21 protein-coding genes are annotated in these 22,376 nt (G+C 36.8%); 15 read left to right on the top strand and 6 right to left on the bottom strand.

The window, feature by feature from the left end:
- Positions 1-95: 95 nt before the first annotated feature.
- Positions 96-749, bottom strand: a complete 654-nt coding sequence (locus AC3RV6_RS11120) for a hypothetical protein (protein WP_489746108.1) — start codon at positions 747-749, stop codon at positions 96-98.
- 239 nt (positions 750-988) lie between these two features.
- The gene (locus AC3RV6_RS11115; protein WP_489746107.1) at positions 989-1,540 is read right to left on the bottom strand and encodes a hypothetical protein; all 552 of its coding nucleotides are present in this window, start codon (positions 1,538-1,540) and stop codon (positions 989-991) included.
- 157 nt (positions 1,541-1,697) lie between these two features.
- On the opposite strand from AC3RV6_RS11115, the gene hpaB reads away from it, so the two are divergent.
- Entirely contained in the window at positions 1,698-3,140 is a 1,443-nt protein-coding gene (gene hpaB, locus AC3RV6_RS11110) for a 4-hydroxyphenylacetate 3-monooxygenase, oxygenase component (RefSeq protein ID WP_489746106.1), read from the top strand.
- A 263-nt stretch (positions 3,141-3,403) separates the two neighbouring features.
- Here hpaB and AC3RV6_RS11105 read toward each other — a convergent pair whose 3' ends face one another.
- From AC3RV6_RS11105 to rnhC, 3 genes are all read right to left on the bottom strand, one after another.
- The gene (locus AC3RV6_RS11105; protein ID WP_489746105.1) at positions 3,404-3,964 is read right to left on the bottom strand and encodes a hypothetical protein; all 561 of its coding nucleotides are present in this window, start codon (positions 3,962-3,964) and stop codon (positions 3,404-3,406) included.
- A gap of 59 nt (positions 3,965-4,023) precedes the next feature.
- Positions 4,024-4,983: a glycine-rich domain-containing protein gene (locus AC3RV6_RS11100; protein ID WP_489746104.1), complete on the bottom strand. Its 960-nt coding sequence runs from the start codon at positions 4,981-4,983 to the stop codon at positions 4,024-4,026.
- 96 nt (positions 4,984-5,079) lie between these two features.
- Positions 5,080-6,024 (bottom strand): ribonuclease HIII, encoded by a 945-nt coding sequence (gene rnhC, locus AC3RV6_RS11095; protein WP_489746103.1) that lies wholly within the window; start codon positions 6,022-6,024, stop codon positions 5,080-5,082.
- 89 nt (positions 6,025-6,113) lie between these two features.
- Between rnhC and zapA the strand changes: the two genes are divergently transcribed.
- The 12 genes from zapA (at position 6,114) to uvrC (ending at position 19,276) form a co-directional block, all read left to right on the top strand.
- Positions 6,114-6,374 (top strand): cell division protein ZapA, encoded by a 261-nt coding sequence (zapA, locus tag AC3RV6_RS11090; RefSeq protein WP_489746102.1) that lies wholly within the window; start codon positions 6,114-6,116, stop codon positions 6,372-6,374.
- Between the two features lie 9 nt (positions 6,375-6,383).
- Positions 6,384-6,923 (top strand): CvpA family protein, encoded by a 540-nt coding sequence (locus AC3RV6_RS11085; RefSeq protein WP_489746101.1) that lies wholly within the window; start codon positions 6,384-6,386, stop codon positions 6,921-6,923.
- A 159-nt stretch (positions 6,924-7,082) separates the two neighbouring features.
- A complete protein-coding gene (gene polX / locus AC3RV6_RS11080; protein ID WP_489746100.1) occupies positions 7,083-8,789 on the top strand; it encodes a DNA polymerase/3'-5' exonuclease PolX in 1,707 nt (568 codons plus the stop codon).
- Positions 8,790-8,805: 16 nt separating this feature from the next.
- Entirely contained in the window at positions 8,806-11,163 is a 2,358-nt protein-coding gene (locus tag AC3RV6_RS11075; protein WP_489746099.1) for an endonuclease MutS2, read from the top strand.
- A 75-nt stretch (positions 11,164-11,238) separates the two neighbouring features.
- Entirely contained in the window at positions 11,239-11,652 is a 414-nt protein-coding gene (locus AC3RV6_RS11070; protein WP_489746098.1) for a DUF350 domain-containing protein, read from the top strand.
- Between the two features lie 228 nt (positions 11,653-11,880).
- Positions 11,881-13,584: a long-chain-fatty-acid--CoA ligase gene (locus AC3RV6_RS11065; protein WP_489746097.1), complete on the top strand. Its 1,704-nt coding sequence runs from the start codon at positions 11,881-11,883 to the stop codon at positions 13,582-13,584.
- A 92-nt stretch (positions 13,585-13,676) separates the two neighbouring features.
- Positions 13,677-14,273 (top strand): fatty acid metabolism transcriptional regulator FadR, encoded by a 597-nt coding sequence (gene fadR / locus AC3RV6_RS11060; protein WP_489746096.1) that lies wholly within the window; start codon positions 13,677-13,679, stop codon positions 14,271-14,273.
- Between the two features lies 1 nt (position 14,274).
- Positions 14,275-15,045 carry an enoyl-CoA hydratase gene (locus tag AC3RV6_RS11055; RefSeq protein ID WP_489746095.1) on the top strand — a complete coding sequence of 257 codons (771 nt, stop codon included), beginning with the start codon at positions 14,275-14,277 and terminating at the stop codon, positions 15,043-15,045.
- Between the two features lie 41 nt (positions 15,046-15,086).
- Complete coding sequence (locus tag AC3RV6_RS11050; protein ID WP_489746094.1) at positions 15,087-15,860, top strand: electron transfer flavoprotein subunit beta/FixA family protein; 774 nt, start codon at positions 15,087-15,089, stop codon at positions 15,858-15,860.
- Between the two features lie 124 nt (positions 15,861-15,984).
- Positions 15,985-16,959 carry an electron transfer flavoprotein subunit alpha/FixB family protein gene (locus tag AC3RV6_RS11045; RefSeq protein ID WP_489746093.1) on the top strand — a complete coding sequence of 325 codons (975 nt, stop codon included), beginning with the start codon at positions 15,985-15,987 and terminating at the stop codon, positions 16,957-16,959.
- A 142-nt stretch (positions 16,960-17,101) separates the two neighbouring features.
- Positions 17,102-17,416 carry a thioredoxin gene (gene trxA, locus AC3RV6_RS11040; RefSeq protein ID WP_489746092.1) on the top strand — a complete coding sequence of 105 codons (315 nt, stop codon included), beginning with the start codon at positions 17,102-17,104 and terminating at the stop codon, positions 17,414-17,416.
- Between the two features lie 75 nt (positions 17,417-17,491).
- On the top strand, positions 17,492-19,276 hold the full coding sequence (uvrC, locus tag AC3RV6_RS11035) for an excinuclease ABC subunit UvrC (RefSeq protein WP_489746091.1): 1,785 nt from the start codon (positions 17,492-17,494) through the stop codon (positions 19,274-19,276).
- Positions 19,277-19,333: 57 nt separating this feature from the next.
- Here uvrC and AC3RV6_RS11030 read toward each other — a convergent pair whose 3' ends face one another.
- A complete protein-coding gene (locus tag AC3RV6_RS11030) occupies positions 19,334-19,747 on the bottom strand; it encodes a YslB family protein (RefSeq protein ID WP_489746090.1) in 414 nt (137 codons plus the stop codon).
- 236 nt (positions 19,748-19,983) lie between these two features.
- Between AC3RV6_RS11030 and AC3RV6_RS11025 the strand changes: the two genes are divergently transcribed.
- Positions 19,984-20,592: a succinate dehydrogenase cytochrome b558 subunit gene (locus AC3RV6_RS11025; protein WP_489746089.1), complete on the top strand. Its 609-nt coding sequence runs from the start codon at positions 19,984-19,986 to the stop codon at positions 20,590-20,592.
- Positions 20,593-20,618: 26 nt separating this feature from the next.
- Positions 20,619-22,376: a succinate dehydrogenase flavoprotein subunit gene (gene sdhA / locus AC3RV6_RS11020; RefSeq protein ID WP_489746088.1), complete on the top strand. Its 1,758-nt coding sequence runs from the start codon at positions 20,619-20,621 to the stop codon at positions 22,374-22,376.

The raw sequence follows: 22,376 nt of genomic DNA, 5'->3' as shown, positions 1-22,376 counted from the left end.
TGACTAACTTGATTAAATTTAAGCAGCACATCCTAATCAAATTTTAAAAAGAATTATGCCAGTCAAATAAATTATTTGACTGGCATAAATATAGATTACGATTGAACTAATGTTGGAAACGTGATGACAAGTTGTTTATTCATATTCACTACTTCAATGATTTCTTCATCAAAAAGATAAGGTGTATCATTTTTGTCTTGTGGTTTAACATTTTCGTAACTATTTTTAACAGCTAATACTGGGAAAGTTACGGGAATAAAGCGGCCATTACTTAACGTCTTCATATTACCCATTAGGAAAACTTCTTTACTGGAAGCGGCGAAACTTAAGTGTCCGACTTCTTTATTTAAACTTCCGGATACCAACTTTACGCTTTGCAGTAAAGAAATAGTGCATAAAATAAAATCATTAATTACTTCAAGTGGTAACTTTTCAAATCCAAGACTGACAAATAAAGCATTAAAACCGTTACGAATTTCTTTGAATGAAAATAAATGTTCTATTTTTTTACGAGTCTTTGCTTTTCCTAAATTAGTAATAATTTGTTTGCATTCATCTAGGTACTCATTAACATAGCCAGAACATTTTTCTCTATGTACAATAAAATCTGCTAATTCTTTTACTACTTTATGATCCTCGATATTGTCTCTAATCAATAGTAAAAATGCAAAGAAATCTTTTTCATCAAATGTTCTTTCGGAAAACTGATTGTAATAGTATTCGACTAACTGAATTTGCTTTTTATCCACAACTTTTCGCCCCTTATTCTTAGATGCATATGCCGAAAATGGCAACTATCATTCTTTAATCATATCACGATTGGTGTTTATTATTATAGAAAAGATACCTCAAAGAAAGAAATCAATGCTGCATCTAATTTGCATGTAATCTAAAAAATATGTTTTTAAGTGTTATAACTCTATCATTCTATCCGGAAATTTAAATGAATAACATTTTTCTGGTCTAAATAGTCATCGTATAAATGCTTTTAAAATTTATCTCGCGTTATCGGGTAGTGAACCCCTACGGATTGAAAATTAAATTTATTAAAATCATTAGTCATGAAACTCAATTCGTGTGACGCCATAGTTTTGCCAATTGGGAGTATCACTTCAATTTTTTTATGCTCATAATAATTCCAAGTAATAAATAGTGATAAGCATATTAAATATACAATGAGATACCATCTAGGTTTATTGCTAGATTGAATGATGAAGTAAAGGACTGAGATGAAAAATGGGATAAGAATTATATTTATATACCATAAATCCCCGGCAAGAATAATTGGCAACATTACCCCAAGAAGTAGTTGTCCACTTTTATCGTCATCGACTAGGAATGTGTGCGTTTCGATATTTAGAAACCCTTTCTTTATTGTCATAACCATCAAATCATTATCTAATTCATAGGTATAACCAGACATATTAAAGTTGGTTAAGATTGTAAAGGTTAGCAAAAGGATAGATAAGATGGTAAATAAGATTGTAGCTTTTCTGTATTTATCTGATTTCTTTATAGGAATACTTTTTAATGTTTTCATTTTATTTTCCTCCTTACTATAATATTATCAAATTATTCAAACTAATCAATTTCCTGAATGGATGATTTTCCAACAGTAACAGTTGAATGAAACGATTAATAGAATATTAAATAGGCTGAAGATGTATTAACATTTTAGGAAAGTTAGGGGAATGTTTATGTCAACAAAGTCAGGTAAGGATTATATTAATAGAATAAATGCTATGAAAACAAATGTGTGGGTAGATGGACATCCTGTAACAGAAAATATATCAGAGCATTCCGCATTTAAAGGGGTTATGAAGAGCCAAGCGGCATTGTATGATATGCAACATCAAGCTGATTTGAAAGACGTCTTGACTTATCAATCCCCAACAACTGGGCAATACGTTGGCATATCGTATTTGCAACCGAAAACAATTGATGATTTAGTGAAAAGGCGCAAAATGATCCAACATTGGGCTAGGTCTTGTAATGGCATGCTGGGAAGAAGTCCAGACTATATGAATACAGTTTTAATGGCGCTTGCATCATCAGCGAATTTATTGCAAGGGAAAGAGAATTGTTTTCCAGAAAACATACAATCATTTTATGAATATGCACGTGAGAACGATTTATCAATGACGCATACATTTATAGAACCTCAAGTAAACCGCTCCCAATTCTATTTTGAAGATGCTTTGGAACCCATTGCTGCTAAAGTGATCGATCGAAATGGAAAAGGAATCACCATTAAGGGGGCTAGATTGCTAGCGACGCGGGGTGGAATTACGGATGAACTGGTCGCTATATCATCGGGAGGTGTATTCGATGAAGCGAATGGTTTTGCTTTTTCAATACCTAGTAACACAGAAGGATTAAAGTTTATATGCAGAGAATCCTTTGTAGGAGACGACTCAACATTTAATTATCCATTAAGTTCACGTTATGAAGAAATGGATTCTATCGTTGTTTTCGATAATGTATTGGTTCCATGGAATCGGGTATTTTATTTTGATAATATAAAAGTGTCAAATAGTTTTATGTCTAAGAGCTCATTTGCCTCATTCGCATTACATCAAGTCGTATCGAGACAAATTGTTAAAACAGAATTCATATTAGGAATTGTTCAGTCCATTATTGAGACAATTAATATCGGTGAATACCAACATGTTCAAGAGAAGGTTTCGGAAATCATTATCGCTTTAGAATCTATGAAAGGTTTGGTATTAAAATCAGAGGTGGAAGCCAAAATGGACGTGACGGGATATATGCGCCCCGACCTAAAGACGCTACAAGTCGCTAATATTCTCTTTTCTCGCGTCTATCCAAGGTTCACTGAAATTATTCAACTGTTAGGAGCAAGCGGTTTAATGTCCATACCAACTGAAAAGGCATTTCAATCGGTCATTAGAAAAGACTTAGATCAATTTTTGCAGTCCAAATGTCAAAGCGCAGAAGACCGCGTTAAAATATTTCGTCTTGCTTGGGATTTAACAATGAGTGCTTTTGGAACACGTGAAACCTTATACGAACGTTTTTTCTTTGGAGATCCAATTAGACTAGCAAGTGAATTATACTGCACTTATGATAAAGAGCCTTATGTGAAGCGTGTGGAGGATTTATTGAGTCGAGATGTGTGATTGGGAGGTAAAGATTGAGAAAAGAGGGTAATGATAAGATTATCATTTTGATCAAAATTAATACTATTACCAATTTGAAATATTTTAAGAGTTCTTTCGTTTAACTTGAAATAGTCTGCCGTCGCATTAATGTGGGCAGACATTTTTCATTTGAACGATATTTAGTATAGGTCAGTAGTAAAGAAACGCGGATATATGACTTGGACTGACGGATATAACCTAAACAGGTCGCCTACGTAAATTTCCGCAAGCGACCAGTTCTTTTATTCAACACTTTTCTTTACAGCAAACCCAATATTTCCTGTTAAAAAAACTTTTTGTTCATCTTTAACAACACTTGGATCTTCTAACGTAAAATCTGCAGCACCACGAATAATATAATAACCTTCAGGAAAATTGCCTTCCATAAGTGACTCGACAAATTCGGTATACTCTTTGTCATCTGTATCATCAAATCCGCCTGCAAAACTATATTTCTTACGGAATGGTTCATCTTTTTTTAAAGTCGTAATGATTAGTGGCCCATTCATTGCATACCCAATTTCAAATCCACGTGTTCTTTCTTCAATTGGAAACTGGAAAGGAGAGGCCGCGTGATAAATGTCGATTGATTCCTGTTCTCCGACGTACGTCAATTCTGCGAAAATTGCAAGGTCGTCAAATTCATTGTAAACATCCTTTTCGGTGTAAAGTCGATAAACGAAATCATTTTCCTCAACGGTCACTTCCTCCGGATAAAAGGATTTATCAACTTTCTCCTGACCAAAGTTTCCACAGGCACTTAATAGAAAAATAGCAGCTATTAATAAAGTTACTTTTCTCATAGTATTCACCTCAATGAATTAGACTCATAGACTTCAATAAAGTTACACAATTATTTCCTCTAAGAAGAGCAACCACTACATGAACTACAACTACTACCAGAATCGGAATCGCCTCCATCTGAAGAATTTGAAGCACCATTTGTTGCCGTTTCATATATATTTATATCGTTATCAATTTCGTTCCACTTCTCTTTTTGATTAGGGCTATCCGAGGAGCCTATAAAACCACCAGTACTATCTGTCGGCATGGTGGCTTTTTCTTTCTTCTTTTCAATACTTGCATTATAACCATATACCGAAAATAACGCTGGACCATACCAATAGCCATCATTACGTTTAACCCGTATTCCATCTGTTTCTATCATTTGTTTACTAGCAAAATTCAGCAAGGCTCTCAAAATATGAACAGATGTAAGCCTTCCGAAAGTCTCAATTATTTCATCCGGATCCTCTAAAATACGTTTAGCCCATAGTTTATGTTTTTTCTTACTTTGCATAAATTTACCCCAAAGGCGTGAGTGTGCCGTTATATCGAAAAAAGATAAATACAATAAGTCAAACCAAGCCCGTTCATTCGGAAGTTGTTTTGGCGTTTCATGAGGATGATGTTCAATCTCTTCGTCAATAAATGCAATACAAAATTCATTGTATAGTACCTTTTCTTCTAAGAAAAAGTGCCAAATCTCGTCTATCTCATCTGAAAACATCGGAAGCTCTTTAGAGATACCAGCTAAAAAGAGATATTTCTTAAGTTCATGCCAACGCCCTCGTAAATCACGAGTTGAATAGTTTGGGTGCATTTGTTTAATGCGCAAATTAACCCTTTTTTCAATTTCTTTTGACCACGAATCATTAAATTGCTTGAAAATTCGTTTTGTCTCTACATCAGACCATGGCGGCGCGACTAATTTCTTTGAATAAGGTGATCTACGATTCCCTTTGTTAAAAATTAAATTTGCCACTGTGCTAATGAGTAAAAGAATGACGATGACTGCAACAAAATATAGAATTGACTCCATCTAAAATCCCCCTTAATTGTCGTGATTTATTAATAGGTCCGACGTCACACAATGCGGGTCCTACTGCCTGTTAATGTGGGATGAAATAAAAAACGCTTAAGATCTCTTCATTCTAGCAATCTTCTTTGCCTTCTCTGCATTTGCAAAATGCCATTTCGTCATTGTTCTTAGTTTTTCTTCACCGTTTTTCAATAATATCTTCGCAGCTGCTTGGTCAACGTGAGGTCCTGCTCCTTTAGGTAAAATGACGCCAGCGGTTTTACTTAATTTATCCATTGCCTCGAGAAATGCAACGCGTGCAATAATGGAAGCAGCGGCAACTGCAACATGAAGTCCTTCTGCTTTCGTCGAAAACAAGACGTTCTCACGGATAATCTCAGGTTCATTTACCAGATAATTATAATACGTATTTCGTTGAGCAAATTGGTCAATTAAGATATGTGTTGGTTTTTCTCCATTCATCTTTCTCAAGACATGTTTAATTGCTTGATTATGAAGCATTGCTTTAATTTTCCCTTGGGAATTACCTTGTGCTTGGATTTCATTATATTTTATATTATCCAATGTCAAAACGCTATAAATTAACGTGGTTTGTAAGTCTGGTGCTATTTTCCTCATTAGATCGTCATTTAGTTGTTTCGAATCTTTTACGCCAAGCTCACGAACTAGTTCTATTTGATCCTCGCGAACGTAACAAGCTGCAACCGTAACAGGTCCGAAGAAATCTCCAGTTCCTGTTTCATCAGATCCAATGATTGAAAGCTTTGCCAGATTTTCAGGAAGTTTATCACCTGAAGTTTTAGGTTTATCCGCCGCTCCTTTTGTTGTTGTGGATTCGGAAGTGCTCCAACGTGCAGCTTCTCGGTCTGCGCCGGCACCTTGGAATAAAACTTTTCCTGATTTATAAGCAGTAATTGCAGTGTCTGTCATTTTTGCAGCAAAGATAACACCTGGTGCATTACGGACAACTTTAGACGTGCTATAATGGTTCATAATGTTTTTCATTTCTGTTTCAGTTACAATAGCGACATGATTACTCAATTTTTAACATCCTTTCGACGTCTAAGTTCACAAAAGAAACAATTTCGTGGTATGATTAAACACATAGTTTCACAGGGGGTGTCAAGTCCTTGGCAGATAAACAAAAAACGCGCATTTCCGTTGAAATATACGGACAAACGTATAAAATGGTAGGTACCGAATCAGTTAGTCATATGCGACAGGTTGCTTCATTTGTAGACGAAAAAATGAGGGAAGTTAGTTCGCACAATCTAAATCTCGATAGTACAAAAATCGCGGTACTTACTGCTGTTAATAGTGTACATGATTATCTTAAATTAAAAGAGCAAAATGAACAATTGGTAGAACAATTGAAAAAGTTGAAGGGTTGACTGACTTACATGTTAGATTTACTAATCGTATTTTTACTTTTAGGCGGGCTCATTACTGGGTTCAGACGAGGACTAATTGTACAACTTATACATATGACGGCGTTTATCATCTCAATAGTCGTGGCGTATACGTATTACAAACAACTAGCAGAAAAATTTGTTTTATGGATTCCATATCCGGGCGTTACAGCAGATTCTAAGTTAAAGATGATCGTCGGAGAACTAGATTTAGATGAAACATTTTACCGTTTACTTGCTTTCGTTTTAATTTTTATAATTGCTAAGTTTGCTTTACAACTAATCGCATCAATGTTTGATTTCTTGAAGTATTTACCTGTTTTGGGATTCATTGCGCGTATTACAGGTGCATTATTTGGCTTTATAGAGTTTTACATAATTATTTTCTTTATTATTTCATTGTTAGTGATGATTCCAATTGATTTTATTCAAGGACTTGTCGACAAATCCATACTTTCCGCAGCGATGTTTGATCATACACCGTTATTATCTGAATCGGTAAAAAAATGGTGGTATATTTATATTAATTAAAGACTTCCCCCTTCTTTAGAGGAGGGAAGTTTTTTAACTGAATTCAGTCCGATCTCACAGATTTTTAATAGTATCTTTCGTGCAAGCTCTAAAAAATATTGATGCAATTATGCCGTGGTGTAATTGATAGCTGTCTAGCATATAACTGGAGGGTTTAATGTGAATAAAAAAACGATTATTCGTACGTTTGAAAAAATTGCATTATATATGGAATTGCTTGGTGAAAATCATTTTAAAGTAGCTGCTTTTAGGAAAGCGGCTAATGTACTTGAACTTGATCCACGTAGTTTAACTGACATGGATGACATATTAAAATTAAAAGGAATCGGTAAAGGAACAGGTGCTGTTATTATTGATTTAATGGAAAAAGGTGAATCTGAACTTCTTCAAGAATTAGAAGACACAGTACCTAAAGGGCTTGTTCCTTTATTAAAAATACCTGGTCTCGGTGGAAAGAAAATTGCTAAGTTGCATGAAACACTTGGTATTGATTCGGTTGAAACACTTCAAACCGCTTGTCAAGAAGGTGCGGTCAGTAAGGTTCCGGGTTTTGGGAAGAAAACTGAACAAAATATACTAGATGCCATTGAAGTATATGCATCAAGAACTGGCAAATTTCCAATTTGGAAAATGGAAAAGGTTGTTGCGCTTGTAGAAGATCAACTGAGGTTAATTAAAGAAATAACAAAGTTTTCTGTTGCTGGAAGTTATCGCCGTACTGAAGAAGAGAGTAGCGACGTCGATTTCATACTTGTTACAACGGAACCAACAGTCGTTCGAGAAAAACTACTTGCAACGCTACCGATTATAGACACGATTGCAGCAGGGGATGCTAAATTATCAATTACGCTAGATTTAGAAGAACCGATTGATGCAGATTTTAGATTCGTCACTGCTGAACAATTTCCGACAGCAATTCATCATTTTACGGGATCTAAAGACCATAATGTGCGTATGCGTCAACTTGCTAAATCAACAGGACAAAAGATTAGTGAGTATGGTGTTGAACAAGAGGATGGTTCTGTCAAAACATTTGAATCTGAAACAGCCTTCTTTAACCACTTTGGCTTACCATTTATCCCACCGACATTGCGTCGTAATGGAACTGAACTCGATCGTGTGGCAGAAATACCTGGGTTAATTACACCTGAAGATATTCGTTCTGATTTGCATATGCATACTACCTGGTCTGATGGTGCCCACTCCATTCGAGAAATGATTGAAGGCGCACGTGAAAAGGGGTATTCGCATATTGTCATTACGGATCATTCCCATTATTTAAAAGTAGCGAATGGATTAACGCCTGAAAGACTTCGAGAACAAATTAAAGAAATTCGTGAGTTAAACCAAGAATATGATGATATAGAAATATTCTGTGGTACGGAAATGGATATTCTTCCGGATGCAACACTTGATTTTGATGATGAACTGCTTGCTGAACTTGATTATGTTATTGCGGCAATCCATTCTAGTTTTAATCAATCACAAGAAGAAATTATGGCACGACTTCATACAGCGATGAAAAATCCTTATGTTAATCAAATCGCACATCCTACTGGCCGAATTATTGGTCAGCGTGAAGGTTATAATCCTGATATTCCACAGCTCATAGAGTGGGCAAAAGAATACGGGAAAATACTAGAACTAAATGCCAATCCTTACCGTTTAGACTTAGCTACTGAACATCTAATTCAGGCTCAAGAGGCGGGTATTAACATTGCGATTAATACGGATGCACATGCTATAGAGCAGTTTGATTTTATGGGAATTGGCGTAAAATATGCTCAAAAGGCTTGGTTAAAAAAAGACATGGTTGTTAACACATGGCCAATTGAAAAATTTATGAACAAAATTGTAACTAGATGAAAGGGAGTGTTAGACATTGGAAACCCGTGTCTTAAAAACACTTGAATTCGATAAAGTTCGAGCGTTAGTAGCAGCACATTGTACCTCATCGGCAGGTCAGGATTTTATGGAGAAACTAACGCCTGTTAGTGATTATGACCAAGTTGTTCGCTTGTTAGAGGAAACGGATGAAGGATTATCCATTTTACGTGTTCGAGGAAATGTGCCAATGGGCGGCATTAAAGACATTAGACCGCATGCAAAACGCGCGCAAATGGATGGCATGCTTAGCGCCTTTGAATTAATGGAGATTGCAAGTACGATTCGCGCAAGCAGGATTTTTAGACAATTTATAGAGTCGATTGAAGCGGATGAAGATATTGTTATACAGCACTTTATTGCTAAAAAAGAAGCTTTACCAATCGTAACTGACTTAGAACACGCCATTAACCAAGCTATTGATGAAAACGGACGCGTGCTGGATAGTGCATCAACTAAACTTCGGACGATTCGACATGGTTTGAAATCACAAGAAAGTCGTGTTCGTGAACGTTTGGAAAGCTATACACGTGGGAAAAATGCCGCGAAAATGTTGTCTGATGCAATCGTGACAATACGTAATGATCGTTTTGTTATTCCTGTGAAATCTGAATACAGATCACATTACGGTGGGGTTATACATGATATGTCTTCATCTGGTCAAACACTATTTATTGAACCAGATGCGGTTGTGCAATTAAATAATGAAATTCGCAATTTGAAAATGCAAGAACAGGAAGAAGTAGAAAGAATCTTAAGTGAGCTTTCAATGCGTGTGCAAGAAGTTGCTCATGAATTATTCATACTCGTTTCAATCTTATCGGAAATCGATGTAATTTTTGCTAAAGCGAAATATGGTACGGTAAATAAGTATACGAAACCAGAAGTGAATAATGAAGGAATCATTCGTCTTTCTCAAGCAACACACCCACTCATTCCTATCGGAGAAGCGGTTGCAAATGATATTGAATTCGGTACCGATATTACGACAATTGTTATCACGGGACCTAATACAGGTGGTAAAACAGTTACATTGAAAACTGTTGGTCTTTGTACATTGATGGCTCAATCGGGTCTTCCAATCCCTGCTTTTGACGGTTCTGAATTGGCCGTTTTTGACTCTGTTTATGCAGATATTGGTGATGAACAGTCGATTGAACAAAGTCTCAGTACATTTTCATCTCGAATGGTGAATATTGTTGATATTTTAAAGAAATTCGATCATCGTTCCCTTGTTTTATTTGACGAACTTGGTTCAGGTACGGATCCTCAAGAAGGGGCTGCACTCGCAATCTCAATTTTGGATGAAGTACATGGCCACGGCGCACGCGTGATGGCAACGACTCATTATCCTGAGTTAAAAGCCTATGGATTTAATCGTCCTGGAATTGTGAATGCAAGTGTAGAATTTGATATTGATACTTTAAGTCCTACATATAGGCTGTTAATAGGCGTACCTGGACGCAGTAATGCATTTGAAATTTCTCAACGACTTGGTTTAGCTGATCATGTTATTGAGCGAGCTAAAACGTTTACAGGAACTGATCGTGGTGAAGTTGAATCTATGATTGCATCGCTTGAGGATAGCCGTGTACAATCTGAAAAAGATGCGGATAAAACACATATTGTATTGCTGGAAACTGAACGCTTGAAAAGTGAGTTAGCAGCAGAACTTGCCAACTTTGAGCAGATGAAGGGAAAGCTTGAGGAAAAAGCCAAGGAGAAAGCCAAAAAAATTATTGAAGATGCAAAACGTGAATCCGAAGCTGTTATATCAGAATTACGCGCACTTCGATTACATGCAGGAGCAAATGTTAAAGAACATGAATTAATTAATGCAAAAAAACGTCTTGAAAATGCTACTCCAGAAGAAAAGAAGCAGGAGTTGGCGAAGGCGAAAAATGGACCGCAACCACTGATGGTTGGTGATGAAGTACAAGTACTACAGTATGGCCAAAGAGGGAATTTGCTCGAAAAGATTTCAGATAACGAATGGATTGTTCAAATCGGTATATTGAAGATGAATATTAAAGAATCTGGGCTTGAATTCGTAAAACCCAAAAAAGAAAAAGAACCACGCGTGACAGCTTCTGTTAGGGGAAGGTCAACACATGTAAAGCTAGAGCTGGATTTACGTGGGGAGCGCTATGAGGACGCAATTCAATTAACGGAGAAGTATATTGATGATGCACTACTTTCCAATTATCACCAAGTTTCAATTATCCATGGGAAAGGTACTGGTGCACTTCGAGAAGGTGTCCAGCAATTTTTAAAAAGGCATTCCCGCGTAAAAGCATTTAGATTCGGTGAAGCGGGTGAAGGTGGATATGGCGTAACGGTTGTCGAGTTAAAATAAGTAAACCTATTTTGAAACCTTTTTGGACTCCTGTCCGTAAATATAGGCTGACCTTAGGTAAAAGGAGTCGTTTCTATGCAAAAATCTGCGTTTTGGAATAATCCGCTTGTTGAAACAGCAGGATATTTTAGCGTTGTCGTTCTTTGTCTAATTGTTTCTATGGTGTTATTTGAACTAGTGACGAAGTATAAAAACTGGGAACAAATAAAAAAAGGAAACGTAGCTGTTGCTATGGCAACTGGTGGGAAAATATTTGGTGTTGCGAATATATTTAGATACTCAATTGAAAGACATAATACTTTGCTAGAAATGATTGGGTGGGGACTATTTGGTTTCACTTTACTTGTCTTCGCGTATATTTTATTTGAGTATATGACACCCAAATTCAATGTAGACAAAGAAATTGAAGCTGATAATCGTTCCGTTGGTTTTATTTCTTTGTCGATTTCCGTTGGTTTGTCGTTTGTAATTGGTGCAAGTATTTCTTAGGAGTCGTGAAAGCATGGAGAAATTATCTAAAATATTACTCGTTATATGTGTATTATTTATTATTGTTGGTATTTACTGGCTAAGCCGCGCATAAAATAAAATCAAAAGATGCCATTCTAGGCATCTTTTTTATATTAGTATTATTTCTAATTGAAAGTAAGCTTATTAAGCACTATAATAAGTGTAGGAATATTCAAGTAATTAAATAGAGTTGAAAGGGGCGATAATATGACTGCGAAACCTTGGCTAGCGTACTATCCGAAGGAGATTCCAAAGACTTTAGATTATGAAAGGATACCTTTACAAGAATACCTAACAAGAGCAGCAAATAAGTATCCAGACAAAATAGCAATGCATTTTCTAGGGAAAAATGTTTCGTATCAAGAATTTTATGACTTATCTTTAAAATTTGCGAACTATTTACGTTCAATTGGTATCGAAAAGGGTGACCGAGTGGCTATTATGCTGCCAAACTGTCCGCAAAATGCAATTTCCTACTTTGGAATTCTACTATGTGGCGCAATCGTAGTACAAACGAATCCGCTTTATACAGAGCGAGAGTTAAAGTACCAAATGAACGATTCGGGGTCAAAAGCAATCATAACACTAGATTTATTGTATCCTAGAGTTACAAATATTATAAAAGAAACAGCGCTCGAAAATATCATCGTTACGGGAATTAAAGATTACTTACCCTTCCCGAAAAACTTAATCTATCCTTTTGTTCAAAAGAAAGAACATGGTATTTCGATAAAAGTTGAACATCGTGGTATTAATCATCTATTTATTGAAATAATGAAAACTGCTAAACCAAATCCCATTAGATATGACTTCGATTTTGATGAAGATATTGCGCTTCTTCAATATACGGGTGGTACAACAGGTCCACCAAAAGGCGTTATGTTAACTCATAAAAACTTGATTTCTAATGCAACGGCTTGTGACGCATGGCTTTATGAATGTAAAGAAGGGGAAGAAACTGTTCTAGCTATACTGCCATTTTTCCATGTATACGGTATGACGACAGTATTAATTTTGTCGGTTATGCTTTCAAATAAAATGGTTATATTGCCTAAGTTTGATGTGGAAACAGCACTTAAAACGATAGACAAACAAAAACCCACTTTATTTCCAGGTGCGCCAACGATTTATATCGGTTTACTCAACCATCCAAATGTTGCGAAATATGATTTGTCTTCAATCCGTGCTTGCATTAGTGGTTCTGCCGCATTACCTGTCGAAGTTCAAGATAAATTTGAAAAGATGTCAGGTGGAAGACTTGTTGAAGGATATGGACTTACAGAAACTTCACCAGTAACGCATGCAAACTTACTTTGGGAAGATAAAGCAGATCGTATTAAAGGTTCGATAGGTCTACCATGGCCAGATACAGATTCCTGTATTTTAGGACCCGAAACAATGGAACCGTTGAAACCGGGAGAAATCGGAGAAATCGCTATTAAAGGGCCGCAAGTTATGAAAGGCTATTGGAATAAGCCACAGGATACTGCAGAAACATTTAGAGATGGTTGGTTATTAACGGGTGATTTAGGTTATATGGACGAAAAGGGTTATTTCTATGTTGTTGACCGTAAAAAGGATATGATTATAGCTGGTGGATTTAATATTTATCCAAGAGAGATTGAAGAAGTGCTTTATGAACACGAAGCCGTCTTAGAATGTGTTGTCGCTGGTGTCCCGGATCCATATAGGGGTGAAACTGTCAAAGCCTATGTAGTGCTTAAAGATGGTATTTTAGTAACTGAAGAAGAACTAGATAAGTTTTGTCGAAAAGATCTAGCAGCATTTAAAGTTCCGAAACAGTATGAATTCCGAAAAGAACTTCCAAAAACAGCAGTTGGTAAAATATTACGTCGAACTCTTATAGAAGAAGAAAAAGTGAAAGCTAAGAAAAGTTTATTGAGTTCGTAACAAAACACTTGACTAATTGGTAGTTTAATCTTAATATAAGAATATGAATGAGTATTCATTCATATTCTTGTTTAGTGGTGGTGAGAAGGAAATTGAAACGTGATAGACCTAAATATAAACAAATTATTGACGCTGCAGTTATTGTTATTGCAGAAAATGGTTTCCATTCAGCTCAAGTTTCTAAAATTGCAAAAGAAGCCGGTGTAGCAGATGGTACTATCTATCTTTATTTTAAAAATAAAGAAGATATATTGATCTCTGTATTTAGAGAAAAAATGGGTATCTTTGTCAGCAATCTTGAGGGAATTATTAAAAAAGATGTTAGTGCACAAGAAATGTTATATAAAATGATTGATAATCACTTCCGGGTCCTCCATGATGACCGTCATCTGGCGATAGTTACTCAATTGGAACTTAGACAATCAGGCAAAGAATTACGACTACGTATTAATGAAGTGCTAAAAGAGTATCTCGAACTATTGGATTTTATCCTGAAAAAAGGGATTGAAAACGGTGAGTTAGATAGCGAGCTTGATATAAGACTTGGACGTCAAATGGTATTTGGTACAATTGATGAGACCATAACGTCATGGGTGATGAATGATCAAAAGTATGATTTAATGAAGTTAGCACCAAAAGTACATAGGCTCATAATAAATGGAATGAGCACTCAAGAAAGGAGTTTTTGACATGGATTTTATTAAAGTGGAAATTGAAGGCGGAGTAGCTGTGGCGACAATTAATCGACAACCTGCAAATGCATTATCTTATGCTTTAATTCAAGAAATTGATGCATTGCTCGACGAAGTAGAAAATGACAACTCAGTTCGTGTCATTGTTTTGCACGGTGAAGGGAGATTCTTTTCGGCCGGTGCTGATATAAAAGAATTTACTTCAATAACATCTGGCGAGGAATTTTCGAAATTGGCGGCGAATGGTCAAAAAGTATTTGAACGTCTCGAAAGTTTCCAAAAACCTGTAATCGCAGCGATTCACGGCGCTGCATTAGGCGGTGGTCTAGAGTTAGCAATGGGTTGTCATATTCGAATCGTTACTGAAAGCGCAAAACTTGGTCTTCCAGAGTTACAACTTGGTTTAGTTCCAGGATTTGCTGGATCACAAAGATTACCACGTTATGTAGGTATGCCTAAAGCTGCAGAAATGTTGTTGACAAGTGAACCGATAACTGGTTTGGAAGCGGTTCAATTTGGACTTGCAAACCATGCTTATACAGATGAAGAATTGTTGCCGAAAACGATGGAACTTGCGAATAAAATCGCTAAAAAGAGTCCAGTTGCAATGAAAGCAGCATTATCATTATTACAATATGCCAAGCCAGCATCTTTTTATGAAGGTGTAGAGGCTGAAGCGAATTCATTTGGTGAAGTTTTCGTTTCTGAGGATGCAAAAGAAGGTATTCAAGCATTTATAGAGAAGCGTGAGCCTAATTTTAAAGGTTAATTAAGAAATAACTGTTTTAAAAAGCTGAGGAGGTTTAATAGATGAATATATTTGTATTAGTTAAACGTACATTTGATACTGAGGAAAGAATTACAATAAAGGATGGAAAGATTTCGGAAGATGGTGCAGAATTTATCATTAATCCTTATGATGAATATGCCATCGAAGAAGCAATTACTCTACGCGATGCACATGATGGTGAAGTGACTGTAATTACTATTGGTGATGAGGATGCTGAGAAGCAACTTCGTACAGCACTTGCGATGGGTGCAGATAAAGCAGTATTGATTAATACTGAAGATGATTTAGATGAAATGGACGAATTTACTGCAGCGAAAATAATCGCGCAATATTTAAGCGATAAAGAAGTAGATTTAATATTAGCGGGTAACGTAGCAATTGATGGTGGTTCTGGGCAAGTTGGACCACGTGTCGCTGAACTTTTAGGCATTAACTATGTAACGACGATTACGAAACTTGAAATCGATGGTACAGCTGTTAAAATCATCCGCGACGTTGAAGGTGATTCAGAGATGATTGAAACGTCTCTTCCGCTATTAGTAACTGCACAGCAAGGACTTAACGAACCACGCTATCCATCACTCCCGGGCATCATGAAGGCACGTAAGAAGCCACTTGACGAGCTTGAGCTAGATGATTTAGATATCGAAGAAGACGAAGTTGCTGCTAAAACTGAAACAATTGAAATTTACTTACCGACAGCAAAATTAGCAGGACGTGTACTAGAAGGTGACATTGCTGATCAAGTAACAGAACTAGTAAGCCTTTTGAAAAATGAAGCAAAAGTAATCTAACTGAAAAACTTCTATATTAATAAACATTAATAGATTCGTAGATAAGCAAGACATTTAAGGATGTTTTGTCATTAACTTAAGCTTATGAAATTTTAATGATAAATCTCTACAGGAGGGTTTTTATATGACGAAAAAAGTATTAGTACTTGGGGAAGCGCGTGAAGGTGCTTTACGTAATGTTTCATTTGAAGCAGTTGCGGCTGCAAAAAAGATTTCAGACAACGGAGAAGTAGTTGCAGTATTATTAGGCGATTCAGTTCAGTCTTATTCAGAAGAAATGATCCAATACGGTGCAGATCGTGTTGTTACAGTTGAGCATGCTCATTTAAAGCAATATACATCTGATGGTTTTAGCCAAGGATTTATGGCTGTTTATGAACAAGAAAAACCTGATGCAATCGTTTTTGGACATACGGCATTAGGAAAAGATCTTTCGCCTAAAATTGCTAGTAAACTAGCAAGTGGTTTAATCTCAGATGTAACGGATATTGAAGGAGACGGGGACGATGCCGTTTTCATTCGTCCAATATACTCTGGTAAAGCATTTGAAAAAGTGAAAAATAAAGAAGGTTTATTATTCATTACAGTTCGTCCTAATAACATTGCACCTCTTGAACTAGATGCTAGTCGTTCTGGTGATGTCTCTTCGTTAGATGTTGATATTACAAATTTACGTTCTATTATTTCAGAAGTCGTGCGTAAATCAACAGAAGGTGTTGATATGTCTGAGGCGAAGGTAGTTGTTGCAGGCGGACGCGGCGTCAAGAGTGCGGAAGGATTTGCACCACTACAAGAACTCGCTACACTTTTGGGCGGCGCTATCGGTGCTTCTCGTGGAGCATGTGACGCGGATTATTGCGATTATTCATTGCAAATTGGACAAACAGGTAAAGTCATTACACCTGATTTGTATATTGGTGTAGGTATCTCAGGTGCTATTCAGCATATGGCCGGGATGTCTAATTCTAAAATTATCGTTGCAATCAATAAAGATCCTGAAGCAGAAATCTTCAAAGTAGCGGATTATGGAATTGTCGGCGATCTTTTTGAAGTCATTCCACTAATGATTGAAGAAGTAAAAAAACTTAAAGCAAATTAAAATAGTATGAGTAATTATGACATTACCTCCTTGTAATTTAAAGGAGGTTTTGTTTTTCTACTGTCAAGCATATTTTTCGCGGTGTGTTTTGCCTCGTGATATACTTAAAATTGTAGATGAGTAAAGAGGAGGAAATATTATTATGGCTATTATTAATGGTACAGATCAAAGCTTCGCTGAAAATATAGAAAAAGGTTTGGTTCTTGTTGATTTTTGGGCACCTTGGTGCGGACCATGTAAAATGATTGCTCCTGTACTTGAAGAACTTAGTGGAGAAATTGAAGGAAAAGCAAACATCGTTAAGGTAGATGTTGATAACAACCAAGAAACAGCTGGTAAATATGGCATTATGTCTATCCCGACGCTAATTCTTTTCAAAGATGGCGAAATTGTAGAAAAAGTTGCTGGTTTCCAACCTAAAGATGCATTAGCGCAACTTATTGAGAAACATGCTTAATTAAAGAGAAATAGAAATAGTGAAACCGGGGACCTTAATAATGGGGAACCCGGTTTTTTTAGTAGGTGAGAAAAAATGAATGAATTGGTTAAGCGGAAACTAGAGATACTACCCGAACACTCTGGCTGTTACTTGATGAAAGATCGCCAAGGGACAATTATATATGTAGGCAAGGCAAAAGTTTTAAAACAACGCGTTAGAAGCTATTTCACTGGTAGTCATGATAAGAAAACACAACGGCTAGTTAGTGAAATCGAGGACTTCGAAACAATCATTACGACATCTAATTTAGAAGCGCTAGTTTTAGAGTTGAATTTAATTAAACAGTATGATCCAAAATATAACATCATGTTAAAAGATGATAAAACCTATCCATATTTAAAAATTACAGCAGAGCGTCATCCTAAATTAATTATCACAAGAAAAGTGAAAAAAGATAAAGGGAAGTACTTTGGTCCATATCCAAACGCATTTGCCGCAACAGAAACGAAGAAATTATTAGATCGTATTTATCCTTACAGAAAATGTCAGACGTTACCGACCAGGGTTTGCTTGTATTATCATCTTGGCCAATGTCTTGGGCCTTGTGTAAATGAAATTAAGGAAGAAACGTATAAAGAAATGGTAGATAATATTTCTCGTTTTCTAAACGGCGGTTATAAAGAAGTAAAGGATCAATTGACAGTTAAAATGATTGCGTCTGCAGAGAAGCTTGAATTTGAACGAGCTCAAGAATATCGTGATCAAATTGCTAATATTGAAATGGTAATGGAAAAACAATCAATGACAATGAATGATTTTACTGACCGCGATATTTTTGGTTATTCGATTGACAAGGGGTGGATGTGCGTTCAAGTGTTTTTCGTGCGTCAAGGAAAGCTAATTGAACGCGATGTTTCATTGTTTCCACTTTATCAAGATCCTGAAGAAGAAATCCTAACTTTTATAGGCCAGTTTTATAGTGATTCACATCATTTAAAACCGAGTGAAATACTGTTACCTTCTGGCGTGGATGCGGAACTTGTCCATCAACTGCTTGATGTGAATGTATTTATTCCGCAGCGCGGTAAAAAGAAAAGTCTTGTCGATTTAGCGATTAAAAATGCAGGCATTTCTTTAAAAGAGAAGTTTCAATTAATAGAACGACAAGAAATTAGAACGATTGGTGCATGTGAGGAACTTGGGGAAGCGTTGAATATTACGGTTCCACTTCGGATCGAGGCTTTTGATAATTCACATACGTATGGTGCTGATCCAGTTTCAGCGATGGTTTCCTTCGTTGATGGCAAACCTAATCGCAAGGATTACCGCAAATATAATACAAAAACGGCTGCTCTACATGATGATTATGGTGCGATGAGAGAAGTTGTGCGCAGACGCTACGCGCGTGTGTTAAAAGAAGACTTGCCTTTACCTGATTTAATCGTTGCGGACGGCGGAAAGGGGCATATGGAGGTTGTGCGTGAAGTTGTTGAGGATGAACTTGGTTTGTCAATCCCAATTGCTGGACTAGCAAAGGATGATAAACACCAAACAGCTCAACTTCTATACGGCAATCCAGTAAATGCAATCCCGTTGAAAAGAACGAGTGAGGCGTTTTATTTACTTCAAAGAATACAAGATGAAGTACATCGCTTCGCAATTACTTTTCATCGACAAAAGAGAGGCGTAAATTCGCTTGCTTCTGCATTGGATGATATTCCCGGTGTTGGTTCAAAACGAAAAACGATGTTACTTAAGCATTTTGGTTCAATTAAGAAAATTCGTTCGGCGACTGTTGAAGAGTTTCAGCAAGCTGGCCTACCGGAAAAACTTGCAATAGCTGTAGAAGACTATTTTCGTAAAGAGTTAAAAAGTTAAGGTTTAGCAGAATAAAAGAGTCATCCTGTTTTAAGTGGATGACTCTTTAAGTTCTAGTTATACTTTCGATTTTAAATCCCATTTTACATGGAATTGAATGACTTCGCCTTTACGTTGTAACTGTGAAAAGCATTCTGTTAAGAGACCATTCACTTTTTGGTATTGTTCAGCAATAAAACCTGATTCTAAGTTAAATGTTCGGCTATCTGCTTTTATATACTGTGAATCACCACTTAGAATGTAAAATGCTTCGTTTTTTGTTGATTTATCAAGAGAGAGTGAACCCCATCCTGCTTCTGTAAAGAATTTAGGCAACTCTTCAATGTCAAAAACTGGGAATTCTCTAGCTAGACTTTTTCCAGCCCAATATAGTATATCCTCCTCGTGTGTTCCTAATATATTTGGAATCACGTGGTCTCGTAAAACTTCATAACCGAATTGGGTCGGCGCCCCGTATGTATTATTAGTCAATTTTGAATACAACCCTTCCAATTCTTGGTAGATGTCAAACCGTCCTTCAGGTCTTTTAATATATTTAAAATAACATAGGTATTTGAATACGACATCTTGACCTCCTCATAGGGGAGGAGTACAATGGACATGTATTAATATTGTAACATGAAGAGGTGAACGGTCAATGTTTTCAACATGTCAAAATGATGGCAATATTGAACTTGTAATCTCAGTAATAAGGGAGGGTTAAACAATTGTCGAGAGAAACTGATTTTTATGTACGCCGTCTTCATTCATTGCTAGGGATCATTCCAATAGGACTATTTGTAGTCCAGCATTTGGTGGTCAACTTCTTTGCTACACGCGGGGCAGATGCTTTTAACACTGCTTCTGATTTTATGGGTAATTTACCATTTGTATTCTTTTTGGAGTGGTTTGTTATCTATATTCCATTACTAATACATGCAGTGTTCGGAATCTACATAGCTTTCACAGCGAAGAATAACGTTAAGCGTTATGGTACATTCCGAAACTGGATGTTCATGCTGCAACGTATAACAGGGGTATTTCTAGTAATCTTCATCGCATGGCATATATGGCAAACACGTATTCAAAAAGCGTTAGGTGCAGATGTAAACTTTGATATGATGGCTGATATTCTTTCTAGTCCGTTCATGTTAGTATTTTATATCGCAGGCGTAATCGCGGCTACTTTCCATTTATCAAACGGATTATGGTCATTTTTGGTTACATGGGGTCTTACTCAATCACCACGTTCTCAAACAATCGTCTCATACGTTACAATTGGTATTTTCTTAATACTTTCTGTAATTGGCGTTCAAGCAATACTAGCATTTACGTAATTTAAAATTAGAGGAGTGAAACATTCATGGCAAAAGGCAGATTGATTGTTGTCGGCGGCGGTCTCGCAGGCTTGATGGCAGCCATAAAAGCAGCGGAAACAGGTACATCAGTAGACCTGTTTTCAATTGTCCCAGTTAAACGTTCCCACTCCGTATGTGCTCAAGGCGGCATTAACGGTGCGGTTAATACGAAAGGTGAAGGCGATTCAACTGCAATTCACTTTGATGACTCTGTTTACGGAGGCGATTTCTTAGCGAATCAGCCACCAGTTAAAGCAATGACGGATGCAGCGCCAGGAATCATTAGTTTATTAGACAGAATGGGTGTTATGTTCAACCGTACGCCTGAAGGTCTTCTTGACTTCCGTCGTTTCGGTGGAACACTTCATCACCGCACAGCTTATGCAGGTGCAACAACAGGACAACAGTTACTTTATGCACTAGATGAGCAAGTTCGTAGATTCGAAGTTGAAGGTCTTGTGAAAAAGTATGAACACTGGGAATTCTTAGGTGTCGTTCTAGATGAAGAAGGTACTTGTCGCGGTATTAAAGCGCAAGATATGCAATCAATGGAAATTCACGCATTCAGAGGCGATGCTGTTATTATGGCAACGGGTGGACCAGGAATTATCTTTGGTAAATCAACAAACTCAGTGATTAATACAGGATCAGCTGCGTCTATTGTTTATCAACAAGGTGCTTACTATGCTAACGGCGAATTCATTCAAATTCATCCGACTGCAATTCCAGGAGATGATAAGCTTCGTCTCATGAGTGAATCCGCACGTGGTGAAGGTGGACGAGTTTGGACATACAAAGACGGGAAGCCGTGGTACTTCTTGGAAGAAAAGTATCCAGATTACGGTAACCTAGTACCTCGTGATATCGCAACACGTGAAATTTTCGACGTTTGTGTTAATCAAAAACTTGGAATCAATGGAGAAAATATGGTTTATCTTGACCTTTCTCATAAAGATCCTAAAGAACTTGATATTAAACTAGGTGGTATCATTGAAATCTATGAGAAATTCACGGGTGATGATCCACATAAAGTTCCGATGAAAATATTCCCAGCTGTTCACTATTCAATGGGTGGACTATGGGTAGATTATGATCAAAAAACAAGTATTCCAGGATTATTTGCAGCTGGTGAGTGTGATTATTCTCAGCATGGTGCAAACAGACTTGGTGCAAACTCACTTCTTTCAGCAATTTACGGTGGTATGGTTGCAGGACCAAATGCTGTTGATTATATGAAGCATCTAAAGAAATCTGCTGAAGAACTACCAGCAACTATCTTCGAAGCTGCAGTAAAAGAAGAGCAGCAGAAGTGGGATGATACGCTGAAAATGAACGGTACTGAAAATGCATATCTTATTCATAAAGAACTAGGAGAATTAATGACGAATAATGTTACTGTTGTTCGTTTCAACGATAAATTGATTGAAACAGATGCTAAAATTGTTGAACTCCTTGAAAGATATGAGAATATTAATATGACGGATACACAACAATGGTCAAACCAAGGTGCGTCGTTTACACGTCAATTAAAGAACATGTTATACTTAGCAAGGGTTATCACAATTGGAGCGCTTAAGCGTGATGAGAGTCGTGGAGCGCATTATAAACCTGACTTCCCGAACCGTGATGATGAAAACTTCATGAAAACAACGATGGCTAAATTTGATGGACCAGATAATGCACCGATTTTCCATTACGAGGAAATTGATGTGTCGTTAATTCCACCACGTAAACGTGATTACTCTGCAACGAAAGGAGATTGA

The sequence above is a fragment of the Sporosarcina sp. So3-204 genome, from assembly GCF_058068165.1.
This window is presented reverse-complemented; position numbering and strand designations above follow the sequence as displayed.

Excerpts from the sequence above, each read along its gene's own strand:
- AC3RV6_RS11105 (WP_489746105.1), bottom strand. The coding sequence starts at position 3,964 with ATGAGAAAAGTAACTTTATTAATAGCTGCTATTTTTCTATTAAGTGCC.
- sdhA (WP_489746088.1), top strand. The coding sequence starts at position 20,619 with ATGGCAAAAGGCAGATTGATTGTTGTCGGCGGCGGTCTCGCAGGCTTG.
- AC3RV6_RS11065 (WP_489746097.1), top strand. The coding sequence starts at position 11,881 with ATGACTGCGAAACCTTGGCTAGCGTACTATCCGAAGGAGATTCCAAAG.
- AC3RV6_RS11070 (WP_489746098.1), top strand. The coding sequence starts at position 11,239 with ATGCAAAAATCTGCGTTTTGGAATAATCCGCTTGTTGAAACAGCAGGA.
- trxA (WP_489746092.1), top strand. The coding sequence starts at position 17,102 with ATGGCTATTATTAATGGTACAGATCAAAGCTTCGCTGAAAATATAGAA.
- AC3RV6_RS11045 (WP_489746093.1), top strand. The coding sequence starts at position 15,985 with ATGACGAAAAAAGTATTAGTACTTGGGGAAGCGCGTGAAGGTGCTTTA.
- AC3RV6_RS11085 (WP_489746101.1), top strand. The coding sequence starts at position 6,384 with ATGTTAGATTTACTAATCGTATTTTTACTTTTAGGCGGGCTCATTACT.
- AC3RV6_RS11050 (WP_489746094.1), top strand. The coding sequence starts at position 15,087 with ATGAATATATTTGTATTAGTTAAACGTACATTTGATACTGAGGAAAGA.
- AC3RV6_RS11100 (WP_489746104.1), bottom strand. The coding sequence starts at position 4,983 with ATGGAGTCAATTCTATATTTTGTTGCAGTCATCGTCATTCTTTTACTC.
- uvrC (WP_489746091.1), top strand. The coding sequence starts at position 17,492 with ATGAATGAATTGGTTAAGCGGAAACTAGAGATACTACCCGAACACTCT.
- AC3RV6_RS11115 (WP_489746107.1), bottom strand. The coding sequence starts at position 1,540 with ATGAAAACATTAAAAAGTATTCCTATAAAGAAATCAGATAAATACAGA.
- hpaB (WP_489746106.1), top strand. The coding sequence starts at position 1,698 with ATGTCAACAAAGTCAGGTAAGGATTATATTAATAGAATAAATGCTATG.
- AC3RV6_RS11055 (WP_489746095.1), top strand. The coding sequence starts at position 14,275 with ATGGATTTTATTAAAGTGGAAATTGAAGGCGGAGTAGCTGTGGCGACA.